This window comes from Myxococcales bacterium (genome assembly GCA_012513515.1).
GTDB lineage: Bacteria > UBA10199 > UBA10199 > 2-02-FULL-44-16 > JAAZCA01 > JAAZCA01.
In genome coordinates, this window is sequence record JAAZCA010000029.1 from 214,576 (window position 1) to 236,181 (window position 21,606).

Here is a 21,606-nt window from a genome sequence, read left to right on the forward strand (position 1 = left end):
GCAGCCTCCTCTTTATTTAGATTTTTGGTGCAGCCCTCATCAAACTTTACAACAGCCTGACCGGCGCCACCCCGTATTCACGAAATTCAGATTCTATAGCATGCGCAATCTCTTCCCCCGGCTTCAGCGCCTCGTACGCCTGCGGAAGAAAACTCGTGGCCTCGCTGAGACAGAGATATCTCACTCCCATATCGGCTATCGCCTGCTCGACGCTCTTGCCGTCGTCGGTCTTCTCCATCCTGTTGGTGAGGCTTATCGCCGCGACTACTTCTATCTTCGCCTCGGCAAGCCCCTCGAGGGAAGCGATGAGGGAACCACCCGTAGTCGTGACATCCTCCAAGACTACCGTCCTGCCCCTGGGGGCTCCGACGAAAAAACGATCTTCGGGAACACCGTGTTCCTTAGGCTTTGCCCTTCCCATCGGAAGGGGGAAACGGCCAGGCTTGAAATCTGACGACCCCTTCGCCCAGATGTAACTGGCAAGAACACCCAGCTTGGTTGCACCCTCGGGAACCCCGTAAAAGGAGTCGGGAGAAAGCCCGGCATCCCTCACGAAGGATATGAGATAAGAAATGAGCTGATCCATCAGGAAAGCATCCGATGAAATCGTCCTCCAGTTTACATACCAATGCGATTTGCGCCCTGATTTGAGAGTGACTGCCTTCTCGAAGAAACCGACCACCTTGTTTTGTATTATGAACCTGTTGAACTCGTCGCGGTTGAAGCTTCCCATATAACTCCCGATGAGAGGTTAGTAAAATTTTCACTCCCCTGACCTTTGTGCCCGGGACCGGAATCGAACCGGTACAGGGATCGCTCCCCGAGGGATTTTAAGTCCCTTGCGTCTGCCAGTTCCGCCACCCGGGCTTCGGCCCAAAAGGGGGCCTGAAAACCATCACGGAATTTGAGGGATTTATTGCATAGCGGATCCTTTTGCAACGCATATGTTGAAAATGGCTTTCCCAGGATAGATTCATTTGCTAATTATCCCTAACGAGCGACCGATGAGAACGCCGGAAAAAGAGAGCTTCGCGGGATATACAGTCACGAAGCGGGATATAGCCCGTGGCTGCTCCAGTATGATCCACGAGGGGCTCTCTCACGACGGGAAAATAAGGGTCGCGATAAAAATACTGCGCCCTTCTAAAATTTCAAAAAACAGAATAGAGCGGTTCAAGGCCGAGTATAAAACTCTCACAAAACTGAACCATCCGAACATAGCCAAAGTCCTTGAAGCGGGATTCAAGGAGGGCACCCCCTTCATAATTTCAGAGTTTATTGAGGGAAAGCAGATCCTCTCCGCGCTGGCCGGATATGAGATCGGCCGAATGATTCCGATATTTATAGAGCTGCTAAAGGGGCTGGATTTCATCCATCGAAGCGGAATGCTCCATCTGGATATCAAATCGCAGAACGTATTTGTAAACGCCAACGCAAAGGGAAATAGGTTAAAGATACTGGATTTCGGCCTGGCGATGCCGGAAAAAGAATATCGTGGAGAATTCGTCGGAAGCCCTTCGACGATGGCCCCCGAAATAGCCTTGGGGCTGTCGGAAAAAGTCGGAAAGCGCTCGGACCTGTATTCCGCGGCAGTACTCATGTACCAGTGTTTGTCCAAGGGGAGGCATCCCTTCGACAGAACTCTTCAAAAATCGCGAGCTGAACTCATGAAGATGGTGGAAGCGGAAAAGGAAAAGCTCCCCGCGCCGCTGGATAGAGAGATCCCGGGATGGCTGGAGCTGCTCCTTTCCAGGATGCTCATCTTCGAACCTGAGGAACGGTTCTATGAAAACGCCGCCGGAGTCATACACGCCATCTCTTCAGGAAGGACGTCGGAAGCATCGCGCACATCAAGGGGTTCGCCCGAGTATCTAGTACCCGATCCGACGAAACTGGTAGGGCTTTCAGAAATTTCAAAAATCCTGACCTCCGAAATCGAAAAGAGCACAAGCGGAGATCTGCCGGAAAAGCCGCTGCATATCATATCCGGCGGCCACGGGATGGGAAAAAGCCACATAGTACATTTTCTCAAAACATTCGGAGACACGATCTCCGACAGAATATCGATCCACCGAATCTCCTTCCCCTCAGACGATGAGACGCTCAGCGAAAAGATTGCTGAGCTGCGCATATCGATATCGGACAATAAGTCCCCAATTCTCTTGCTCATCGACAACCTGGATGCTGCCGAAGGCAAAACACCGATAGAAGCTGAGGTCGAAAGGTTGATCTCCGGAATTTTTGCCTTCGCTGCAGCGCGTACCGAAAATCCGGAAATATATTCAGAAATAATCCCCACGATCGTGGCAGCGACAGTTACGGAAATACAGAAGGTCGGATTTCTGAAAGAGATATTGGCTTCAGCGCTAAAACTCCACGAGCTAAAACCATTCACAGCCTCTGATATAACGGAATACCTGGCGGCGACCCCGGCATTTTTCAGGCGACAGATCCCATCCGAAGCGACGCAGCACATACTTAAAATAACGGGCGGCATTCCGCTCGAGGTTAAAGAGCTTCTCTCCAAAAACTTTGAAGGCTTGTTCTCTTTCGATGCCGCAGGAGAAATAATCCTCGATCCCAAGATAATCGCCCCATCCACCTTTAGGCATGGGGCATCTACCGCCTTTGAAAGGCTCTTGCATAAGATCAAAATTCTGGACCGCGACGAAATCAAGTTGCTTGAGTCGATAGCCTGCTGCACGGCCGCACCGTATCTCGAGGCTCCAAAATTCCCGCTTTTAAAAAGGGTGACCGGATTGAAAGATATCGAAGAAATTTCTGAAAGGCTGATGCGCGCCGGCATACTGGAGATGGATCGAAAGGATAGGATTAAATTCTGTGACGAACATATGCCGGGGATGATCCTGATGAGGATGAACCCTGCGGATAGAAAAAAACTACACTCCGAGCTGGTCAAACATGTCAGCTTAAGGTGGAAAAATTTTCACACGGCTCACGGCGAGGATGATAAAAAAGCGATCAAAGCCGCAATCACCCTCGGCAAAAAAATGTTGAAGAACCACGGCGACTGCTCCGCAGCCATCAAGCTTTACACATCAGCTTTGAAAAGAGGATCGGAGGCTCATTGGAAACTCCGCTCGTACATTTCATCCCTAATTGCGGCTGCGGCACTAAACACCGGAGACCTGACAAGAGCTGGCGAAGCCATTTATTCCGGCAGCAGAATGATACCGGAGGGTGAATATCCTGCATACCGAAGGAGGTTCGCGCTCCTCGATATCGCCATGGCCCTGAGAGCCGGCACCCTCAATCACGCGCAGCGCCTCATAGAATCATCTCGCCTTATTGCGGCAAAATCCCGCCTGGAGGACTACGACCTGGCTTTGAAAAATTACAATGGAAATCTTCTCTATGAGATGGCAATCAGAGATCCGTCCAAAGATGCGAAAAAACTGCTTGAGGCCAGAAAGATATTTGAAGGTTCGAAGTCCATGGAATTCCGACTAGCCCCCCATTCAAGAAAAAAAGTCATGAACAACCTCTTATATTCCGTGCTGACTGCGCAGGGCTTGTACGAAGAGGCCGCTCGAACTCTTGAATTTGAGATTTCCGGAAATAAACCCGACATATTTCATCTGATACCCGCGTATATGGCAATAGCAGAGGGGTTGCGAATCTCAGGAAAAACCGGACGCGCCCTTCTTTGGGCCAAAAGGGCGTTGAAGCTGGCCGGCAACGGGAATTCCGGACCGATGCTGGCCTATTCGCATGCAGTTCTTGCCAACATATTTTATGACATGGACGATTTTCAAAGATGTCTCGCCCACTGCTCCAGCGAACTTGCATCGATAGCATGCCGGTCGGCGCACACGACACCAAACTCCATGGCCAGGATATGGTCGATGATGGGACGCTGTCATGGCGAAAGCGGAAATCACAGGAAGGCGATAGTCTATTTCGAGGCGGCCCTGGCATCAGCATCGGAGGGATATTTCGCGATGTCGGCATATCTGGGAATGGGCGAAGCCTACCTGTCGCTGGGAAAAAAGAAAACTGCGATGGAATACATAGGTTGCGCCGAAGCGATGCTAAAGACAATGCCCGTCGATGAGATTTCCAAATCGCACCGGAAACGGGCGAAGCAGGTCAAAAAACTCATCAGGGATCAAATGTGATTTCCCTCAGCATGGGCCACATTTCGAAGGCCGATGTCAGGCGGGATTTGATGCGCGACATGTTGACCGAAGAACAGTCTCTCGCGATGGCGGCCACAAAGCTCGTCCTCTCTCCATCGGCACAGTCGAGCCAAAGATCGCCCATGTGCTTCCTGGCCGTTTCCTTCGCCGATGAAAGACCAAACCCGCTGCCACACTTCTTCCCCGAGCTGAATCCCCTCTCGAAAATTCGCTCGCGAATCTCATCGGAGATTCCAACTCCGTCATCCGAAACCGAAAATCTGATTTCATCAGCACAGGAAGATGCGCAGATTTCCACCAGCCCTCCCCCTTCCGCAGCGGCCTCGATCGCATTTGTAACGAGATTATAAATCAGCGCCGAAATTTCCCCTCGGCGCAGAATTGCAAAAATGGAATCGGGGCCTATATAGTTAAGATGAACCTTTCTCCTCTCCGCGACAGGAGAAAGTTCCTGAATCACCTCGGAAACTATACCGGCAAAGTCGCAGCGAACCGGAACTTCATCCTGATCGAAAACTATACAGTTTCTTATCTTGAGAAGGATATCCTCTATCTTCGAATAGGCGCGCTGCGCTATCGCTCCTATGTCCTCATCCGGAAGAATCTCAGCGCAGCGGTCAGGACCGACGGCGATGTATTCCCTTATGAAGGAAAGCGGGCCTGAGGCATCATGGGCGAACTGCCGCATCTTCGCCAAGATATCGTTAAGCGCTCCGCCGGACTCGCAGCTCCAGGCCGAAAGTGAAGAATCGAAGGTTTTACTCACTGCATCGCGAAAACTTCCCGCCTTGATTTTCAGCTTCAGGCCGGTATCCCTGTGCCTAATTTCATAGATTCTCTGCTTCATAACTTGTACGCTCCCGACCGTCGCCATCCCCATTGGAAAGGACAAACCGGGGAGGAAGTGCAACCATCATGCCACATGCTGTGTAAGTATAAGTAATTGAAAAATCTAGCTAATTTGAAGAGAGAAAAAGGCGCGGCGGATTCGCATGGGAACTCTCCTCCCCCCTTTTCGGACAAAAAAGGGAAGAAGGGGTTTGAGATCGTAATCCTTATGCGGCCGCGCTGCCGTTCCAACAATAACTTCGACCATGGACAATTGACCATCGACTGACATCTCTAGCTTCTGTTTTTCCGCCAGTCACCAGTCACGGCTGTTACGGGATCCCCGATTAAAGCACTCGGGGATGACGACCACACTGTCATTCCCGCATGCTGTAAGCCGCCGCTACCGCGGGGTTCCGACCGTTCACCAGTAACGAGTCACGGTCGTTGCGGGGATGACAAGCGTATAGCTTTTAGAGGTGCCCTGAATTTGCTTATTTTTCAGAGGTTGCTTAAATGAAATAATTGATAAGAGAGGTTTCAAAAGTCCAAAATAAATGTTAGATTTCACCCTCGAAAAAGCGGCATGGCCATCTTTGGGTCAGCGCCAAGGCAGGATCGAAAACGCAGTTGTCGTTGCAAGAGTGGAATGAAGGACGGGAGAATCCTCGCCATGTCTGAAGCGAACGCGTTTGGCGGTTACATAGTAACCCGGCCTGAGATTGCGCACGGGGGATCGGGACTCGTTCATGAAGGATCCGCCCCCGATGGCAAACGCCGAGTCGCAATCAAGGTCCTGGACAAGGAACTCATAGAAAGAAATATACAGCGCGCATTAGCGCGAAAGCATCCTTCACTCGGAAATCGCCCTCTGGAGATAACTCAAGAGACCAGGCGGGCATACGAGATCAACGTAGAACGTTTCAAGATAGAATACAGAACGCTTCTCCAACTCGAGCATCCCAATATAGCGAGGGTCTTTGAAATAGGATTCAAGGAGGGCCACTTTTTCATAGTCTCGGAATTCGTCGACGGAAAACCACTCGCGCAGTACGTAAAGGGGTGGGAACCCTCCGAGATGATTCCACTGTTCGTGCAATTCCTAGAAGGACTCGACTTCATACACAGAAGCGGGCTCATACATCTCGATATCAAATCCGACAACATTCTCGTCGAAGAGGTGGAAGGATCCCCGAGGGTGAAGATAATCGACTTCGGCCTCGCTATGACCCCTTCCGAATATAGAGGAAGCTTCATAGGAACCATTTCTACGATGGCGCCGGAGGTGGCTCTCGGCCTACGCGAAAAGGTGAACTCCAAGTCAGACCTGTATTCGGCAGGGGTGGTCATGTACAACTGCATCACCTGGGGAGCTCATCCGTTCGAAAGGAGCGCAAGGGGATCGCGCGACGCCATACGGAAAATGATCGACGGCGAGGAGTACATATCGCCGGATCCTCCATCGGCGGCACACAAGCAAAAAGGAAGATTCGTCCCTGACTTTCTGGACAAGATAATCCTGAAGCTTCTTTCATTCGAGCCTGAAAATAGGTTCTATCCAAACGCGCGTGCGGTAATAAACGCACTTCGGACTCATATGCCTGAAGCCTTCGGTGCGAAGGGTTCCTCAGAGGCCTCATATCTCCGCCCACCCGGACTTTCTCGCATAGGCCGCGAAAAGATATGTGACGAAATAGAACCCGATATCGATAGGGTGATTTCATCGGAGATCCCTAAGAATTCGCTCTATCACCTGACCGGCCCGGACGGGATCGGCAAATCACATCTCATCTCCTGTCTCAAAAGCACAGCGGAGATGGACGTCGAGAGAATAGCGCTGCATTCAATGACATTTCCGATGTCTGATGATCACATGCTCGAGTCGATAGCTCGCCTCGAGCGAGACATGGCGGAAAATTCCAAGCCTATCATCCTCTTCATGGATGATCTCCATGAACTCATACAAGGATCGGAAGCGGCCGACAGAGCTCTTAAAACGTTAAAGGGATTGGCATCGCTGTTTGTGGAACGCAGAAAAAATCAGAAACTCTATTCCGATCTAGCTCCCGTTCTGATGGTCGCGACATCAAAATCCGGCAGTGCGGTCGCGGATGGTTTGATGCCGGAACAGCTTGAATCGGTAAAATTCGAGATCCCGCCATTTAAAGCCGCCGATCTGAAGAGATATCTCAAGGCCACGCCGGCGCTCTCCGAAAGGGAAATCTCCTCTGCAACAATAGATCTCCTGATAGAACAGACTGCGGGAATACCGCAGGAGATAGTCGAGAGGCTGGAGGAGCTCGACAGCAAAAGTGCGCTTTTCGACGCATGCGGGGAGGTTGTTATTACCTCGCAGGAAATATCGCTCCGTCCGGAAAAACCCGCCAGCGGGTCAACGCGGGAGAGACTGCTTGCAAAATTTCACTCCCTCGAACCGGCTGAACGCGAAGCGGCGGAGATTGCCGCCTGTCTGGCATTCAAGCCCTTTCTTCCCCCTCCATCCGCCTCACTTATCATGAAGCTCTTAGACAGGACCACCTCCGCACAGACCATAAGGATGCTTTGCGACAAGGGAATACTGAGGCCTGCCAAGTCGAAAGCGGGAAGCGTTAAAGATCCTTACACCTTTGTCGATGAAGCCTACATGCCGGGGCTCATCCATTCTGAAATGGAAACCAAACGCCGCGAGATGCTCCACGACGCGATATTTCTTGAACTCGAGAAGCGCGGGAAAAAAAGCGAAGAATTCCAAAATGAACTCCTCCTTCATCTTGCCTTTTCCAGCGACACCCGGAGGGCGGCATCTTCGGCGATCAAGCTCGGCAGGCGGATGCTAAACCACGAGGGCAAAGCCGCACTTGCGGTTGAACTCTTAGAGCTCGCGCTCCAAAAGATAGATGCGGAAAACTGGAAATTCCGATCGTATGTTCTGTCCCTCATATCGGGGGCTCATCTGAATCAGGATAGGTACACTGAGGCGGAACTCACAATAAGAGAGGCGCAGAAAATCACGCGAGAAAAATGCGGTTTTTGGCACGACCAAGTGACGTCCCTCGCGATAATAAAAACTCTGCGTGGCGGCGACCTCACTTCCGCAGGCAAGCTCATCGAAAAAGAAAAGAATTCATGTTCCGAATGCGACACGCTCTTTCGCAAGGCCTTCTTCATGAATTTCGAGGGACAGCTTTTCTACCACAGGGCATATCGCGAACCACAACGTTCGAGGGAGTTGCTCGAAGAGTCAAAAAAACTTTTTGAAAAGAGCGCTGAGCTCGAGCAGCTCCTCCCTAAAAACCGCGTCGAGCTAATATCGAACAATCTGTTATACTCGGTTCTGATGTCGCTCGGAAATTATCGGGCGGCTGCTGCTAATCTTGAAAAACAGATCGAAGAAAAAAAGCTCGGCATATATTCGCTAAACTCGGCATACGTTACGCTCGCTGAAATATACAGGCTCTCCGGAAACTTCGATAAGGCTCTTCTCTGGGCGAGAAAGGCCCTGAGGCTCGCTGAAAGCAAGCTCGCCGGCTTTCCGCTGCTGCAGGTTCATGCGACGCTGGCCAACATATTCTATGATCAGGGCGACTACCCGCGCTGCATGGAGGAATGCAACAAACAGATATCGGCCAGCGCATGCCTGGGCGGTGAAAACTACGCCCTCTTTGCGGCACGCGTATGGTCACTGATGGGAAGATGCTGCAACGAGATGGGGGACTACAATAAGGCGATACTATATTTTGAAGCGGCGCTCGCCGGCGACCGCCGCGACTTCTTCACCATGTCGGCCATGGAAGGGCTTGGCGAAGCCCACTTCGGCAATGGAAATTTCGAAGAGATGGAAAAATGCTTCGAGGAGGCCGATCGCATGCTTTCTGGAATGCCGGAGGACGTCTCATCGAATTCGCACCGCTATCGAATCCTGCTTCTGCGCGCGCGCGCAAAACTCTCATCGGGGGAGACAGACGATCTCGAATCCCTCCTCTCCGGCCTCAAGAAATACTCTCACGGCGACAAGGCGCATGAAGAGGAAATTTCCGAGATCGAAGAACGCATGGCAGAAATACTACGGTAAATAGTGAACGGTGAACGGAAACCCACATCTTCATTGCGAGCGTCAAGCGAAGCAATCCCGTTCCAACCGTTCACCAGTCACGAGTCACCAGTCACGGCAGTTCCTTACTTTTTCGCGCCCTGTTCATATAGTCATCGGCCTCTGCGTCGCGACCGAGGGCTCGGTTCACCCGCGCGAGGGCATCCAAATCTTTGGAGATCCCCGCAGAATATTCGACCAGCTTGTCTTCAGCAAGAGCACGATCATACCCTTGCAGGGCGGCCTCAAAATCCCCCTCTTTTTCAGCGAGCCTCCCCAGCGAATAGTGAGATGTCGCGGAAAGGCGGTGAAGTTTTTTAGGAATCGATATCGCCAGCGATTGGGAGAGTTTGTCGCGAGCAGAGGCAAGCTCTCCCGATTCGATATCGATAAGGGCCTCGTTACTTAGAACGGTCGCGACCCCCTCGCCGTCCTTAGCGTCGCGATATCTCTTCATCGCTTCTAAAAATGAGCTACGAGCAGATACTAAATCATCTTTTGCCATCTGCGCACTGCCGATATTATTCAAGTTCGCCCCTGCCCCCTTCAAATTTCCTATCCTGTCGTTGATCTCCAATGCCTCGCGAAATTTCGTGCAGGCATCGTCGTAACTGCCTGCGACAAGATACAGCTGGCCAAGATTGTTCAGGCTTTCGGCGACCCCTTCCTCATGATCTATCCTCTCGGATATCGAGAGAGCGCGACCGTAGAACCTGGCGGCATCATCGTAGCGCCCCTGATAGTAAAACTCGTTTCCGCGAAGGTTGAGGCGCTTAACATCGACCTTTATCGTATCGACCGTGGAAGCTCTCTTTCCGCCGCCACACCCTGCCATTGCTATCGTCAGCAGCGCAGCAATTATCATTATCAGCTTCACATAACCTCCTTTTTTTCCGGGAACGCGTACCGTTTGTCTCCCCAATTGGATAAGGTTGAGGTTACAGAAGCTAGAGTCTAGAAGTCAGAAGCGAGATTTCTAATCTCCGCTTTTTCTAGCTTCTAGCCTCTGTTTTTCCCAGTCACGGCTGTTGCGGGATCCCCGATTACAGCACTCGGGGATGACACCATGAACGTCATTCCCGCGGTCTTAAGCCGCCGCTACCGCGGGGTTCCAACCGCTCACCAGTCACGAGTCACAAGTCACGGCTTTTACGGCCGGGCTTCAAACTTGAGCGTCGAGTCCTGTTTTATCTGCTGCTTGATATTTCCGCGCAGCAGAAAACTTTTCTGCAGGGCCAGCGTTACCTTGTTAACCTCTTCAAGCCCGCGACGCGCCTCGACTATCGCGTCCCTGATCTCAGGACTCGCTTTATCGACCTCGCCAAGAATATGATTCAGATGCCCCATCGCCGAACTCAATTTATCGTAAAGATCGCGGCGCTCGAGGAGAAGTTTCATGCTGGAGTCATTTTTCGTCATCGCATCAACTATTCCCTTCGTGGCCGTGCTTACGTTGGCAAGGGAAAGCATGAGATCCCCTTTGGGATCGCCGAGGGCCGCTATCAGCGAAGTCGCCTGTTCTATCAGGTCATCAAGGCCTGCTGCCTCCGCCCCTTCGGTCGGAATAAGACTGCCGGGCGCAAGTGCTGGAGCGGCTGGATCGCCGGGGATCAGAGCCATCACAGCAGAGCCTACGATTGGACGCAGAACTCTGACACTACTACCTTCCCTGACTCTGTCGGCATACTGATCGAAAAGCTGAATCTGCATCTCTACACGATTATTCGAATCTAGCACAACGCGCCCTATCCGACCGGCCTCCAGATCGTTGATGACGACGAGCGAGCCTGGCTTCAAACCAGAAGCGCTTTGAAGATTTGCCGTGTAACGAACATACCCCTGAAACCAGCGCTGCCCGCGTGCGACGAGCATCAGGAGCACGACTACCATCAGTGCGGCGATGATGACGAAAAGGCCGACTATCTTTTGAAGATGTTTGAATTTAAAAATCATAATTTCTCCTCATTCCGGGGACGCGTACCCGCTTCGCGTGAACATACCCCCGCTGATAGTCACGGCAGCTAGTGGATCCCCGTCAACATCATGCGGGGACGACAATCACAGCGCCATTCCCGCAGTTGTAGGCGGGAATCCCGTTCCGACCGTTCACCAGTTACGAGTCACAAGTCACGGTTTTATCTCCACCACCCTATCCACCAGCGGTTCAAGAAAAGTGAGATCGCCCGAAGCGATGAGACATAGCGCTCCGGCATCCCTCTTTTTTCTCAAAATCTCGGAAAAAAGTTTTTTGTAGCGCCCGTCCGAGACCTGATTCGGCTCGTCGCAGAAAAATGCGCCCTTGGCGCAAATTTCGGCGCGAAGCAGTGAGACGCGGCGCTTTATGCCATATGAGAGGGCCGCAGGAATCATCATCGAATACTCGCCGAGCCCGCCTCGCACGATGGCATCAGCTGCAAACTTGGCAGCGGCAGATTTATCTCCCATGGAATATTCCACCGGCAGCTGTAAATTCCGCTCGACGCTCATATTTGAAATTAAAGCTGCATCCTGAAAATCGAAGCCTGTCTTTCCCCTTAGAGAGTTCATCTCACGGTTGCCCAGCGACCAAAAATCATCCCCATCGACCCGAATTACACCGCAAATAGGCCGTAGAAGGAGTGAAATAATTTTCAGGAGAGTGCTTTTCCCGCATCCTGAAGATCCCACGATGCCAACGATCTCTCCCGACTGAAAGCGGTCGGAAAAATCCTCTATCAGAAGACGCCCGCCATCGTACCTAAATGAAACATTTTCAAGGGAAATCTCCAAATCAAGACTCCTTCAGATGTAGAAAAAAAGTGTTATCAATATATTGGACAAAAAGCAGAGGTATATCGATGTAACTACGGCCTTGGTAGTCACCTGCGGAATCTCGGTAAAGGAATATCTGACTGTGAAACCAGCGTAACAACATATCGTGGCTACGATCACGCCAAAGACTGCGCATTTGACTCCGCTGACGGCGACGTCCCAGAATCCTATGGCCGCGGAGAGATTGGCGATATAAGTCCCAAAAGGTATATCGACCATGAACCTAGCGAAAAAGTATCCTCCGAAAAGTGCAATTGTGTTGAAATAAAAGGATAGCGCAGCGATAGCGACCGCAACCCCTATAATCCTAGGAAGAGCGATGAAACGCAGCGGGTTTATTCCCATAGATTCTATCGCTTCGACCTCGTGATTTACCGTCATATAACCTATTTCAGTTGAAATTGCGGTGCCGGATCGTCCGATGACGATAAAGGCTGTAAGCAGCGGACCGAGCTCCCGGACAACGACTATAACCAGGATAGTGCCAATCGCCGACTCCCCCCCCAATCCGGGAAGTATGGAAAAAGTTTCAAGGATGACGACTCCACCGATTATAAGAGCTATGGCAGTGATTATTTTCAAAGCCTCCACACCGGTAAAGAGAATCTGCCGCATGATGATGTCTAAAACCATCGCGGGTGCAACTCTCCTCTCGCACCATGCGCTTTTTAGGATTAATACAAAAAAAGCCCCTAGCTCCGAAATTTTGGAGAGAGTGGCGATTGATACAGCGCCTGTTCTGTCGAGAAAAGACATGCGCCGCTTATATCATAGAAGCGAGAAAGTGCAATAAGGAGTAAGGTTGAGGTCAACGGTTAAAGGTGAAAGGTCAAAGGAAATCAGGCGTAGGGCGTAAGGCTCAAGGCGTGAGGGAAAAGCAGAAGTGAGAAGTCAGAAGCGAGGAGCTAGATTTATGCGGGCGAGGTTTTTCTAGCTTCTAGCATCTCACCTCTAGCTTCTGTTTTTACGCCCGTCACCGGTCACGAGTCATGGAAGTTAAATCGGCATCGCTTTGAAGCCCTTCCCCATGACCTCGCTGACCTCCGCTATGGTCATAAACGCATGGGGGTCGGCGGATTGGACATAGAACTTCACCCGGGCGAGCTGACGAATTGAGACGATACAGTAGATGACCTTCTGCTTTCTACCCATATACGCACCCTCGCCATCGAGGAAGGTCACGCCGCGATTCAGCTTCTTCATGATTAGATCGGCGATCCTGTGAGGCTCATCGCTTATTATAAATACCGCCCTTCTTCTATCGAAGCCGAGCATGATTTTATCGAGTGCCATCGAGGAGCAAAATTGAACGACAACCGAATAGAGCGCAACGTGCAGACCATAAATCAGTCCAAGCGAAAGCAAAACAATGGCGTTAAAAACAAAGGCTATCGTGCCTATGCTCATCGACCATCGTTTTCTGATTACCGCCGCTACGATATCGATTCCGCCATGAGAGCTATTGGTCCTAAAGACCAGTCCGGTGCCACCTCCGGATAGCGCCCCCCCTATCACTGCCGACAGAAGGGGCTCCGGCGCCCATCCCATCTTGCTCATCCACACCGTGGAATAAAGACCCAGTGAAAGGGTTATCGTTCCGAAAAGACTTCCTATTATGAAAGAACGGCTGAGGTAGATTATCCCGAAAATAAAGACGGGGATGTTCAGAACAAGAACATAAGTTCCCACTTCATACCCTGTGAGATATGATGCAAACTGTGAAAGCCCGCTGACGCCACCGGAAAGAAATTTGTGCGGTATCAAAAAAACGCTAACCCCTACGGAGGTAATCGCCGAACCAATGATGATGATCAGAATATTTTTAAGGATTCCAACAAATCCTATCTTATCTGCCCCGAATATTTTTTTCATCGCGAGCTCCTTTTCACCAGTCACCAGTCACCAGCCACCAGTTACACCTCCCTACCTGCTTCTATTCCCGTAATTGAATGCCTTGGCTATCGACGGAAGAACTATCATAGTCGCAGCAAGACACGCAGCTGATGCTATCGCCATTATCTTCCCGAGACTCGCAATGCCGCGATGCGATGCGATCACCATCGCTCCGAAACCTATTGCATTCGTAAGAGCTGTAAGAACCACCGCCTTGGCAGTCGAACTAGTCATGGCGGAAAGAGATTTCTCCAATCTCAGCCTGTGCACCATATGCACACCGAAATCGACGCCTATTCCGATCAAAATCGGAATCGCAAAAAAGTTTGCCATGTTGAATGGTATGCCGAAAAATCCCATTCCGCCGAGAAGCCACAGCAACCCTATCGCAAGAGGAGATACTGCCATGACAGCGGATTTTACGGACCTGAAATCTATAAGGACCAGAACGAATATCACGACAAAAGCGAGTATTGCAGAACGCAAAAATGTTTCGCGCATCATCTTGGCAGATTCATAAACACTTATCGGGGTTCCAAAAACCTCCGGATGCACACTCCTTATATCAGAAACAAAATGTTCCAAAGCGACGGGGTCCCAGATATCCTCCTTAGGATAGATAAACATGGAATACCTTCCCTTGGGGCTGACAAAGCGCCTTAGGATATCCGCCGGAAGATCCTTCTCCGATATAGTAGTAGGATCCATACCACTGGCAAGGATCTCTATGCTGTTGTGCAAATCCTTGAAGAAATTTTCCTGAAGCGCAGCAACTCTTTTGACTTCTTCCGACGAGGCGGATGATATTGCGGCGGCGAGGTCAGAAGCCTTCGCACCGAATTTGTCCAACTCCTCGACAGCATCGGCCCTGCCTGCCTTAAAGGCCTCATTCTGTAGAAGCATCAGGTTATCTGAAAGATCAGTCAGCGACGACGAAAGAGCTGCCGCATCGAGTTCGCCGGAAAGCGGACTGAAAAGCAGATTTGCAAAGGCCGGGGCTATACCTTCAATTATCTGAATTTTTGCAAGCTGGTGTTCAGGGACTATCCGCTCAACATCATCAACCTTTCTCACGCTTGGCCGCATCTCGAATTCTTTTGCCAGCTCGTGCGACTTCTGAGCGCTCTCCGTCACCGCCCTGGCAAACCAGGTTGTCTCCGAAGACTTCTCCATTATGATATGTTCATACTTTACTGATTCCAGACCATCTGCCTGTAAGTTAAGCAGGTTGTTATCGAATCCGGTCTTAGGCGCAAAAACGACCGCTACCACGCTGAGGATGAGAGCCGCAATCCCAAGCACCCATGTTTTGCGATAAGCAAAAGAAAGATATGGCATCGCGAATGGTTTCACCTTCTTGAGATCCATCGGCGCGCGTCTTCTGTCGCGTATAATGATCATGGCCGGCAGAACGATCAACATACTGGTGAGGCAGAGCAGTATTCCGCTTGCGGCTATGAATCCTAGCTGGGCGAGCGCAGTGAAATCCGTCCACATGATGGTTAAAAATGCCGCGGATGTGGTAAGAGCGCTGGTAAGATCTGCCCTTCCTGAAGTCGCAAGCGCTTTAGCGATGGAGGAATCTATCTCCCCGCTTTCGGACAGATACTCCTGATATCTGGCAACTATATGTATCGCATATTCGATCGAGGCGCCAATCAGGATAAGAGTGAAGACTATCGATAGAATATTGAGCGTTCCATAGACGACCGATACAAGGCCGAAGGTCCAGGATATCCCCATTATAAGCGATGTCATCGCAAGCATGGGCCTGCTGAAGCTTCCGAAGAAGAGGACGAAGAGCATTCCCACAAGTACAATGGCAAGAAGTGTGGCACGCGTCGTATCGCGGTCGGATGTTTGCATCTCGTCGGCTGAAAGCACCGGCCTTCCAGTAAGCCCAGCACTGATGTCGGCAAAATCCGACTCGCTCTTCGTCTGTTTTATCGCGGCACGAATATCGGCCAGCGGCTTTTCTATCACTGACATCGTCGTAAAATCTTTGTCAGGCATGATCATGATGAGATACAGATCGCCATTTCTGTAATAGCCGTCGGAATCGAAGGTCTCATCCCCTCCGAAAAAAACCGATTCGAGCCCTGCTCCAGAAGTTTTACCGCCGGCAAGCGCAGCGGAAATATTATCCAGCATGCTGTCGATAAAAGTGAAGCCCTGTGAGAGTTTTCCCTCGTCATCTTTTGAAACAGGTTCTCTTACTTTCGAGGTGAGGGCGCTTATGAGTTCAGCAAAACTATGCCAGCTGGCTATATTTTTTGCGGAAAAGGCCCCCTCCGTGAGCATCCCCTTGAGAGTCGTAAGCTGGTCGGTAGTCAGATACAGGAGAAAATTCTTTTCGAGCACAGGGTTTTCTATCTTCCATATCACCTGGCTGAGTCCATCGATCCCATGAAGCCGCCCCGCAAGCGAGGAAATGAAACGCTTTGCCCTTTCAGGATTTCCCTCCGATTCGACCACCACATAGAGATATTCCTCGTCCCCGAACTCATCAAGAAAATCGAGATAGCGCCTGCTGTAATCGAGGTCGCGAGAGACGAGATCATCCTGGTTGGCGTTCAGCTTCAGGGTCAATGACGCATATACTGCGGAAAAAACCGTCAAAAGGAGCGCGGCTACGACTATCTTCCATGGATGCGCCGACACAAATCCGGCAATCGATTTAAAACATCTGGTTTTCATTGAAGCCTCCGGAAGAAACTATCTACGGGGAGAAGATATATGAAGAACGGAATCAGAAGATCTCTCCGCGTTTTCGGAAATAACCGCACTGACTATGGCATCGGCGTAGAGGTCGTGCATTCTATGCAACTCAGGAATGGCCCCCTGCTCAACGAAGATATCGTCATATCCAAATCTAAGGACCGATATTTCTTCGAACCCTCTGTCGCTTAGAAGTTCGAGCACCGCCGATCCAAAGCCGCCCGCCTTCATACCATCCTCTATGGTGATAAAACGGCGGCATCTCTTGGCCATCCTTAGAATGCAGGACTCATCCAGCGGCTTGACAAATCTCGCATCAACCACGGCAGCATCTATACCCCGAAGCTTGAGCGATGACGCGGCGTCCACCGCTACCTTGAGCATATTCCCAGCTGAAAAAATAACACAGTCCGGTTTTTCCGGATCCCCTATCGTCACCGATTTTCCAAATGGAATAGGCTCTGGACTGGCGGAAACAGCAACGCCGGTCCCTTTCCCTCTGGGATATCTTATCGCCACAGGCCCTTTATACGTCATGGCCGAAAACAGCATCCTCGAAAGCTCCTCCTCATCGGATGGCGCCATGATAGTCATATTCGGAATAGATCTCAAAAAACTTAGATCGAAAACTCCATGATGCGTAGGGCCGTCATCACCTACGACTCCCGCTCTGTCGATCGCGAAGATGACAGGCAAATTCTGGAGAGCGACATCGTGTATCACTTGGTCGAATGAGCGTTGCAGAAAACTGGAATAAACAGCAAAGACCGGGCGAAAACCACGTGTCGCAAGACCTGCTGCGAATACCGTGGCATGCTGCTCAGCTATTCCAACATCGTAATATCTACCTGGAAATCTATCGCGCACCTTGTCAAGTCCGGTACCGCTGGGCATAGCGGCGGTTATAGCGATCACGCGGCTATCCTGTTGCATCAACCTGCAGAGCGAATCGCTAAACGCGGCGGTATATGTAGGACGAGGATCATTGGGATCGGAAAGCGGATCGCCTGTGTTTATGTCAAATTTGGATATCCCATGATATTTCGAAGGGTCTTTTTCGGCCGGGGCGTACCCCTTCCCCTTCTTCGTTATAACATGAAGCAGAACGGGCTGCGACTTATCGGGGCTCTTGTCGATATCATCGGATATATTTTTCAGTGTTTCTACAAGCGATTTGTAGTCGTGGCCATCTATCGGACCGATGTATCTGAAACCGAAGGCCTCGAACAGACTCCCTGCCAGAAAAAAATCCTTCACTACGAGCGCCGCCCTTCTGGTCAAATCCACAAGATTGAGCTCTTTGGTCGAAACTATGTTGAGCAGGGTCTTCACATCGCGCTTGATACGGTTGTAGGTCGGATTGGTGAGGCCGCGATTCATGAATCGGGCTATGGCGCCGACGTTCTTGTCGATCGACATCTGATTGTCGTTTAGCACCACTATCAGGTTTTTGTTCTGAATGTGTCCTGCGTTATTCATCCCTTCGAATGCAAGACCTCCAGTCAACGAACCATCCCCTATCACGGCGATGGTCTTGCTCTTATCGCCGGAAAGGCGTTTTGCCTCGGCGATTCCCAGCGCTGCGGAAATGGAGGTCGAGCTGTGCCCTGTGCCAAACGGATCATGCTCGCTCTCCTCGCGCTTCGGAAAACCTGAAAGGCCGCCGCGCATCCTTATCGTGTGAAAGCGATCGCCGCGGCCTGTAAGTATCTTGTGGGCATAGGCCTGATGTCCGACATCCCATATGATGGAATCTTCGGGGCTTTTAAAAACCTCGTGCAGTGCTGTAGAGAGTTCAACAACACCGAGGCTCGGCGCAAGATGCCCGCCGTTTTTAGATGAGATCTCTATGATCCGATTTCTTAAATTTTCCAGATCTTCATTTGTATATGCCATGTTTATATCCTCAAGTGAAGCTAGGCCGAAAATACCGACCATGAACAATTGACCATCGACCGACATCTCTAGCTTCTGTTTTTCCGCCAGTCACCAGTTACGGTTGTTACGGGATCCCCGATTAAAGCACTCGGGGATGACGACCATACTGTCATTCCCGCATGATTTAAGCCGCCGCTACCGCGGGGTTCCGACCGTTCACCAGTTACGAGTCACCAGTCACGGCTTTTACACCCCGCCCATCTTTTTCAAATATCCGTACCTTTTATCCACCGCGGTGATAACCATCTTAACGAAGGACTCGATCTCGGCCTTGATATAATCATCGAAATCCTGCCTTATGTAATACTCGAACCGAGTCCCGGAATTCACCAATTTTTCCGACTTGATCTGCAAGGATGGGACCGAGAACTCCCCTATTTTGCGCTCACTGTTGCCATTGCCAAACCAGCTTATCGCCGGAAGCGAAAATTCCACAGCCATCCCCGACATCATCGACCAGAGGTCGTCCTTCGATTCAGCATGGCGAACCTTTATCAGAAGAAAATTTTTATACGCATGAAGCGCCTTAAACCTCGAACGATTCTGCAGATATCTGTTCAACAAGACGGGCTTGAAATAACCCGTGTATATGAAGAATGCGGTAAGCCCCGCCAGAATAAGAAGTAAAAGTAAAAGCCCTGGTATAAAGAGGTGAAAGATGAAGAGAAGCGCTGCAATCAGCATGATCCCAGTGAAAAACATTATGATTTTCACGCATCCATCATGCCCAAATCCATTACGCATCAGGAAATGATGCAGGTGCGCATTGTCCGCGCTCATCATCGGTTTGCCCTTTATCACCCTGCGCACGATCGCAAACGCCAGATCGAGAAGAGGATAAAATAAAACCAGAAATGGGGCCGCCCCCTGTGAAAATTTACCGGAGGCCTGCACGTTCTGGATCATTATCACTGAGAGGATAAAACTTATCAGCAAACTTCCACCATCGCCCAGAAACATCCCTGCCGGATACCAGTTGAACTTCAAAAATGCAGCGAGGCAGAAGATGAAGATAAACGCGAGCAACGCCACGAAATAAAGTTCCAGATAAAGCGCCATCGCCAGATTTGCAAAGGAAGCGATTAGGACTATTCCGGCAGCAAGCCCGTCCAGGCCATCTATTATATTTACTGCATTCATCACAATCACTATGACAAAGACGGTAATCAAATACGAGATCTGTCCGAACTCCACCAAGCCGAGGATCGGAAGATTTATATGATCAAGCTGGACTCCGCCCAGGAAGACGAGGCTCGCGATGAATAGCTGCGAGAAAAGTTTTTTTACCGGGCTTATATCGTAGATATCATCGAGCGTGCCTATGGAAAGGATAAAAAATGCACCAACTATAAATGAGAGAAACCAGCTAGGATATTCCATCGAGGAATTTAAGCGATGAAAAAAGACGTAGTTGACTATCACGCTGAATAAAAATCCTAGATAGATCGCCACACCGCCGAAGTACGGGACCGGTTCCTTATGGACTTTCCTGACCGACCTGGCAGGATCATCGACCCACCCGCGAGAAATGGCGAAGCGCCGCACAAAGGGGACCAGAAAAGAGGCGGTGACCGAATACGATATCGCCCCCAAGAGCAGCAAGCTAAGCACCAGTGCGGATGTATGGTTCATAATGTTTTACCGACCATCGAGTGAGGCTAAGGTTGCAGAAGCCAGAATCTAGAAACGAGAAGCTAGATTTCCGCGGCCGAGGTTTTTCTAGCTTCTAGCATCTCACATCCAGCCTCTGTTTTGTCGCCAGTCACCAGTTACGAGTCACGGTTTTTACTGGATCCCCGATTAAATCGTTCGGGGATGACAACCTTTCAGCGCGCTGTCATTCCCGCGGTACTAAGCCGCTGCTACCGCGGGGCAAACGGGAATCCTGTTCCGACCGCAACTTCAACCATGGACAATTGACCATCGACCAAAACCACCGATCGCAGCTGGTCTATGGTCCATTGTCAATAATCACGGGTTTTCCTGTCCCCGTTGCCAGTTACACTTTTCTTTTCCTCATCTCCGCCTTGAAGTTGTTTATATATTCAAGCGCGAAAGTAGCGAAGATCGCAAGAAAGAGACTAGCCATGAAGGTAACGACGCAGATCAACTTTCTCTTTGGCTTATATCTCTGTATAGGAACAACCGCATCATCTATCACCTGAAAGTTTATATCTTCCTTCGATTCCTCGATCATCGCCATCTCGTACTGCGTAGAGAGCAGCGCATTTATCTTGGCTATAACCTCGCGGCGCATCTCCAGGTACTGAAGATACACCTGCTGCGGGACGTTTTTAACCCGCATCTCCTTGAGCTTATTCTCTATCTCCGCGCGACGCTTATTCAGTTCATCCAAGTCCAGATCCAAGGCGCGCGCTCCCTCCTTCAGGCGCTCAATTTCAATATCCACATCGATGTTAGCATCTACGCTCGAAACCTTGTTCCTTCCGTAGAAATCGGCAATCGCCTTGCCAGCCTCCAGAAAGTCGCGCTTGTTTTTGCGAAGAAGCCCCTCGATAAAAATTCTATTTTTCTTCGAAACCGAAAAAGCCTTCTGATTTATTATCTCCTGCAATTCGGCAACTACGGCATTGGCCACCCTGGCGGAAAGCTCCGGATCTTTGAAGTCAGCGTTGATAGATATCGTAGAAATCTCTTTATTCTGCTCATAGATCACACTATCTCTGAATGCATCAACAGCACGCTCCATAGTGGGAATCTCTTCAGGATCCTCGCTTTTCCAGCTCTTTTTGTCCGCATCCCACTCATCCTCAAAGAATATCTGCATCAGCCCCTGCTTATTTATAACCGCATCGGCGAGGCTCCTGCTTTGAAGAATCGCCATCAGCTTCGCCTCAGGGCCGGCATTCATTCCGCCGATTCCGGCAAGAGCCGCAAGACCACCCAGGTCGCCGCCGAGGGCAGACATCATCCCGGATTTTTGCTGAAGCGGCATGATGACAGCCTGCGATCTAAAGATTTCAGGTAGAAGGAGGCTCACTATCACCGCCAGGACGCAGGCAACGCCGACTATTATGGCTATCATCTTCCGCCTCTTTTTCAGGACGATAAAAAGATCGACCAAGTCTATCTCATCGTCGTTGCCTCCGCGACCCATGGATTGATTTATATTCGATCCCATCATCTGCAACTCCTTTTTCCCCTTCT

14 protein-coding genes and 1 tRNA gene are annotated in these 21,606 nt (G+C 50.5%); 3 read left to right on the forward strand and 12 right to left on the reverse strand.

The window, feature by feature from the left end:
• Positions 1-46: 46 nt before the first annotated feature.
• Positions 47-733, reverse strand: a complete 687-nt coding sequence (locus GX659_06545) for a hypothetical protein (GenBank protein NLD28443.1) — start codon at positions 731-733, stop codon at positions 47-49.
• A 48-nt stretch (positions 734-781) separates the two neighbouring features.
• A tRNA-Leu gene (locus tag GX659_06550) sits at positions 782-867 on the reverse strand.
• A 137-nt stretch (positions 868-1,004) separates the two neighbouring features.
• Between GX659_06550 and GX659_06555 the strand changes: the two genes are divergently transcribed.
• On the forward strand, positions 1,005-4,139 hold the full coding sequence (locus GX659_06555) for a protein kinase (GenBank protein ID NLD28444.1): 3,135 nt from the start codon (positions 1,005-1,007) through the stop codon (positions 4,137-4,139).
• Here the strand turns inward: GX659_06555 and GX659_06560 are convergent.
• Positions 4,123-5,007, reverse strand: a complete 885-nt coding sequence (locus GX659_06560; protein NLD28445.1) for a HAMP domain-containing histidine kinase — start codon at positions 5,005-5,007, stop codon at positions 4,123-4,125. The genes GX659_06555 and GX659_06560 overlap by 17 nt on opposite strands.
• A gap of 114 nt (positions 5,008-5,121) precedes the next feature.
• Here GX659_06560 and GX659_06565 point away from each other — a divergent pair, with 114 nt between their 5' ends.
• Entirely contained in the window at positions 5,122-5,277 is a 156-nt protein-coding gene (locus tag GX659_06565; GenBank protein NLD28446.1) for a hypothetical protein, read from the forward strand.
• 384 nt (positions 5,278-5,661) lie between these two features.
• Positions 5,662-9,060 carry a protein kinase gene (locus GX659_06570; GenBank protein NLD28447.1) on the forward strand — a complete coding sequence of 1,133 codons (3,399 nt, stop codon included), beginning with the start codon at positions 5,662-5,664 and terminating at the stop codon, positions 9,058-9,060.
• Between the two features lie 91 nt (positions 9,061-9,151).
• Here GX659_06570 and GX659_06575 read toward each other — a convergent pair whose 3' ends face one another.
• From GX659_06575 to GX659_06615, 9 genes are all read right to left on the reverse strand, one after another.
• A complete protein-coding gene (locus tag GX659_06575; GenBank protein ID NLD28448.1) occupies positions 9,152-9,955 on the reverse strand; it encodes a tetratricopeptide repeat protein in 804 nt (267 codons plus the stop codon).
• A 272-nt stretch (positions 9,956-10,227) separates the two neighbouring features.
• Entirely contained in the window at positions 10,228-11,031 is an 804-nt protein-coding gene (locus GX659_06580; GenBank protein NLD28449.1) for an MCE family protein, read from the reverse strand.
• Positions 11,032-11,205: 174 nt separating this feature from the next.
• A complete protein-coding gene (locus GX659_06585) occupies positions 11,206-11,847 on the reverse strand; it encodes an ATP-binding cassette domain-containing protein (protein NLD28450.1) in 642 nt (213 codons plus the stop codon).
• 12 nt (positions 11,848-11,859) lie between these two features.
• Positions 11,860-12,522 (reverse strand): ABC transporter permease, encoded by a 663-nt coding sequence (locus tag GX659_06590; GenBank protein ID NLD28451.1) that lies wholly within the window; start codon positions 12,520-12,522, stop codon positions 11,860-11,862.
• A gap of 363 nt (positions 12,523-12,885) precedes the next feature.
• Positions 12,886-13,761, reverse strand: a complete 876-nt coding sequence (locus tag GX659_06595; protein ID NLD28452.1) for a YitT family protein — start codon at positions 13,759-13,761, stop codon at positions 12,886-12,888.
• Between the two features lie 51 nt (positions 13,762-13,812).
• A complete protein-coding gene (locus GX659_06600; GenBank protein NLD28453.1) occupies positions 13,813-16,479 on the reverse strand; it encodes an MMPL family transporter in 2,667 nt (888 codons plus the stop codon).
• A gap of 18 nt (positions 16,480-16,497) precedes the next feature.
• The gene (locus GX659_06605; GenBank protein ID NLD28454.1) at positions 16,498-18,438 is read right to left on the reverse strand and encodes a 1-deoxy-D-xylulose-5-phosphate synthase; all 1,941 of its coding nucleotides are present in this window, start codon (positions 18,436-18,438) and stop codon (positions 16,498-16,500) included.
• 186 nt (positions 18,439-18,624) lie between these two features.
• On the reverse strand, positions 18,625-20,070 hold the full coding sequence (locus GX659_06610) for an undecaprenyl/decaprenyl-phosphate alpha-N-acetylglucosaminyl 1-phosphate transferase (GenBank protein NLD28455.1): 1,446 nt from the start codon (positions 20,068-20,070) through the stop codon (positions 18,625-18,627).
• Positions 20,071-20,437: 367 nt separating this feature from the next.
• Positions 20,438-21,583: a hypothetical protein gene (locus tag GX659_06615; GenBank protein ID NLD28456.1), complete on the reverse strand. Its 1,146-nt coding sequence runs from the start codon at positions 21,581-21,583 to the stop codon at positions 20,438-20,440.
• Between the last annotated feature and the right edge of the window lie 23 nt (positions 21,584-21,606).

What these genes read in the sequence shown, in the direction of transcription:
- GX659_06545 (NLD28443.1), bottom strand. Translation starts at nt 733, where the DNA reads ATGGGAAGCTTCAACCGCGACGAGTTCAACAGGTTCATAATACAAAAC.
- GX659_06555 (NLD28444.1), top strand. Translation starts at nt 1,005, where the DNA reads ATGAGAACGCCGGAAAAAGAGAGCTTCGCGGGATATACAGTCACGAAG.
- GX659_06560 (NLD28445.1), bottom strand. Translation starts at nt 5,007, where the DNA reads ATGAAGCAGAGAATCTATGAAATTAGGCACAGGGATACCGGCCTGAAG.
- GX659_06570 (NLD28447.1), top strand. Translation starts at nt 5,662, where the DNA reads ATGTCTGAAGCGAACGCGTTTGGCGGTTACATAGTAACCCGGCCTGAG.
- GX659_06580 (NLD28449.1), bottom strand. Translation starts at nt 11,031, where the DNA reads ATGATTTTTAAATTCAAACATCTTCAAAAGATAGTCGGCCTTTTCGTC.
- GX659_06590 (NLD28451.1), bottom strand. Translation starts at nt 12,522, where the DNA reads ATGGTTTTAGACATCATCATGCGGCAGATTCTCTTTACCGGTGTGGAG.
- GX659_06595 (NLD28452.1), bottom strand. Translation starts at nt 13,761, where the DNA reads ATGAAAAAAATATTCGGGGCAGATAAGATAGGATTTGTTGGAATCCTT.
- GX659_06600 (NLD28453.1), bottom strand. Translation starts at nt 16,479, where the DNA reads ATGAAAACCAGATGTTTTAAATCGATTGCCGGATTTGTGTCGGCGCAT.
- GX659_06605 (NLD28454.1), bottom strand. Translation starts at nt 18,438, where the DNA reads ATGGTCGGTATTTTCGGCCTAGCTTCACTTGAGGATATAAACATGGCA.
- GX659_06610 (NLD28455.1), bottom strand. Translation starts at nt 20,070, where the DNA reads ATGAACCATACATCCGCACTGGTGCTTAGCTTGCTGCTCTTGGGGGCG.
- GX659_06615 (NLD28456.1), bottom strand. Translation starts at nt 21,583, where the DNA reads ATGATGGGATCGAATATAAATCAATCCATGGGTCGCGGAGGCAACGAC.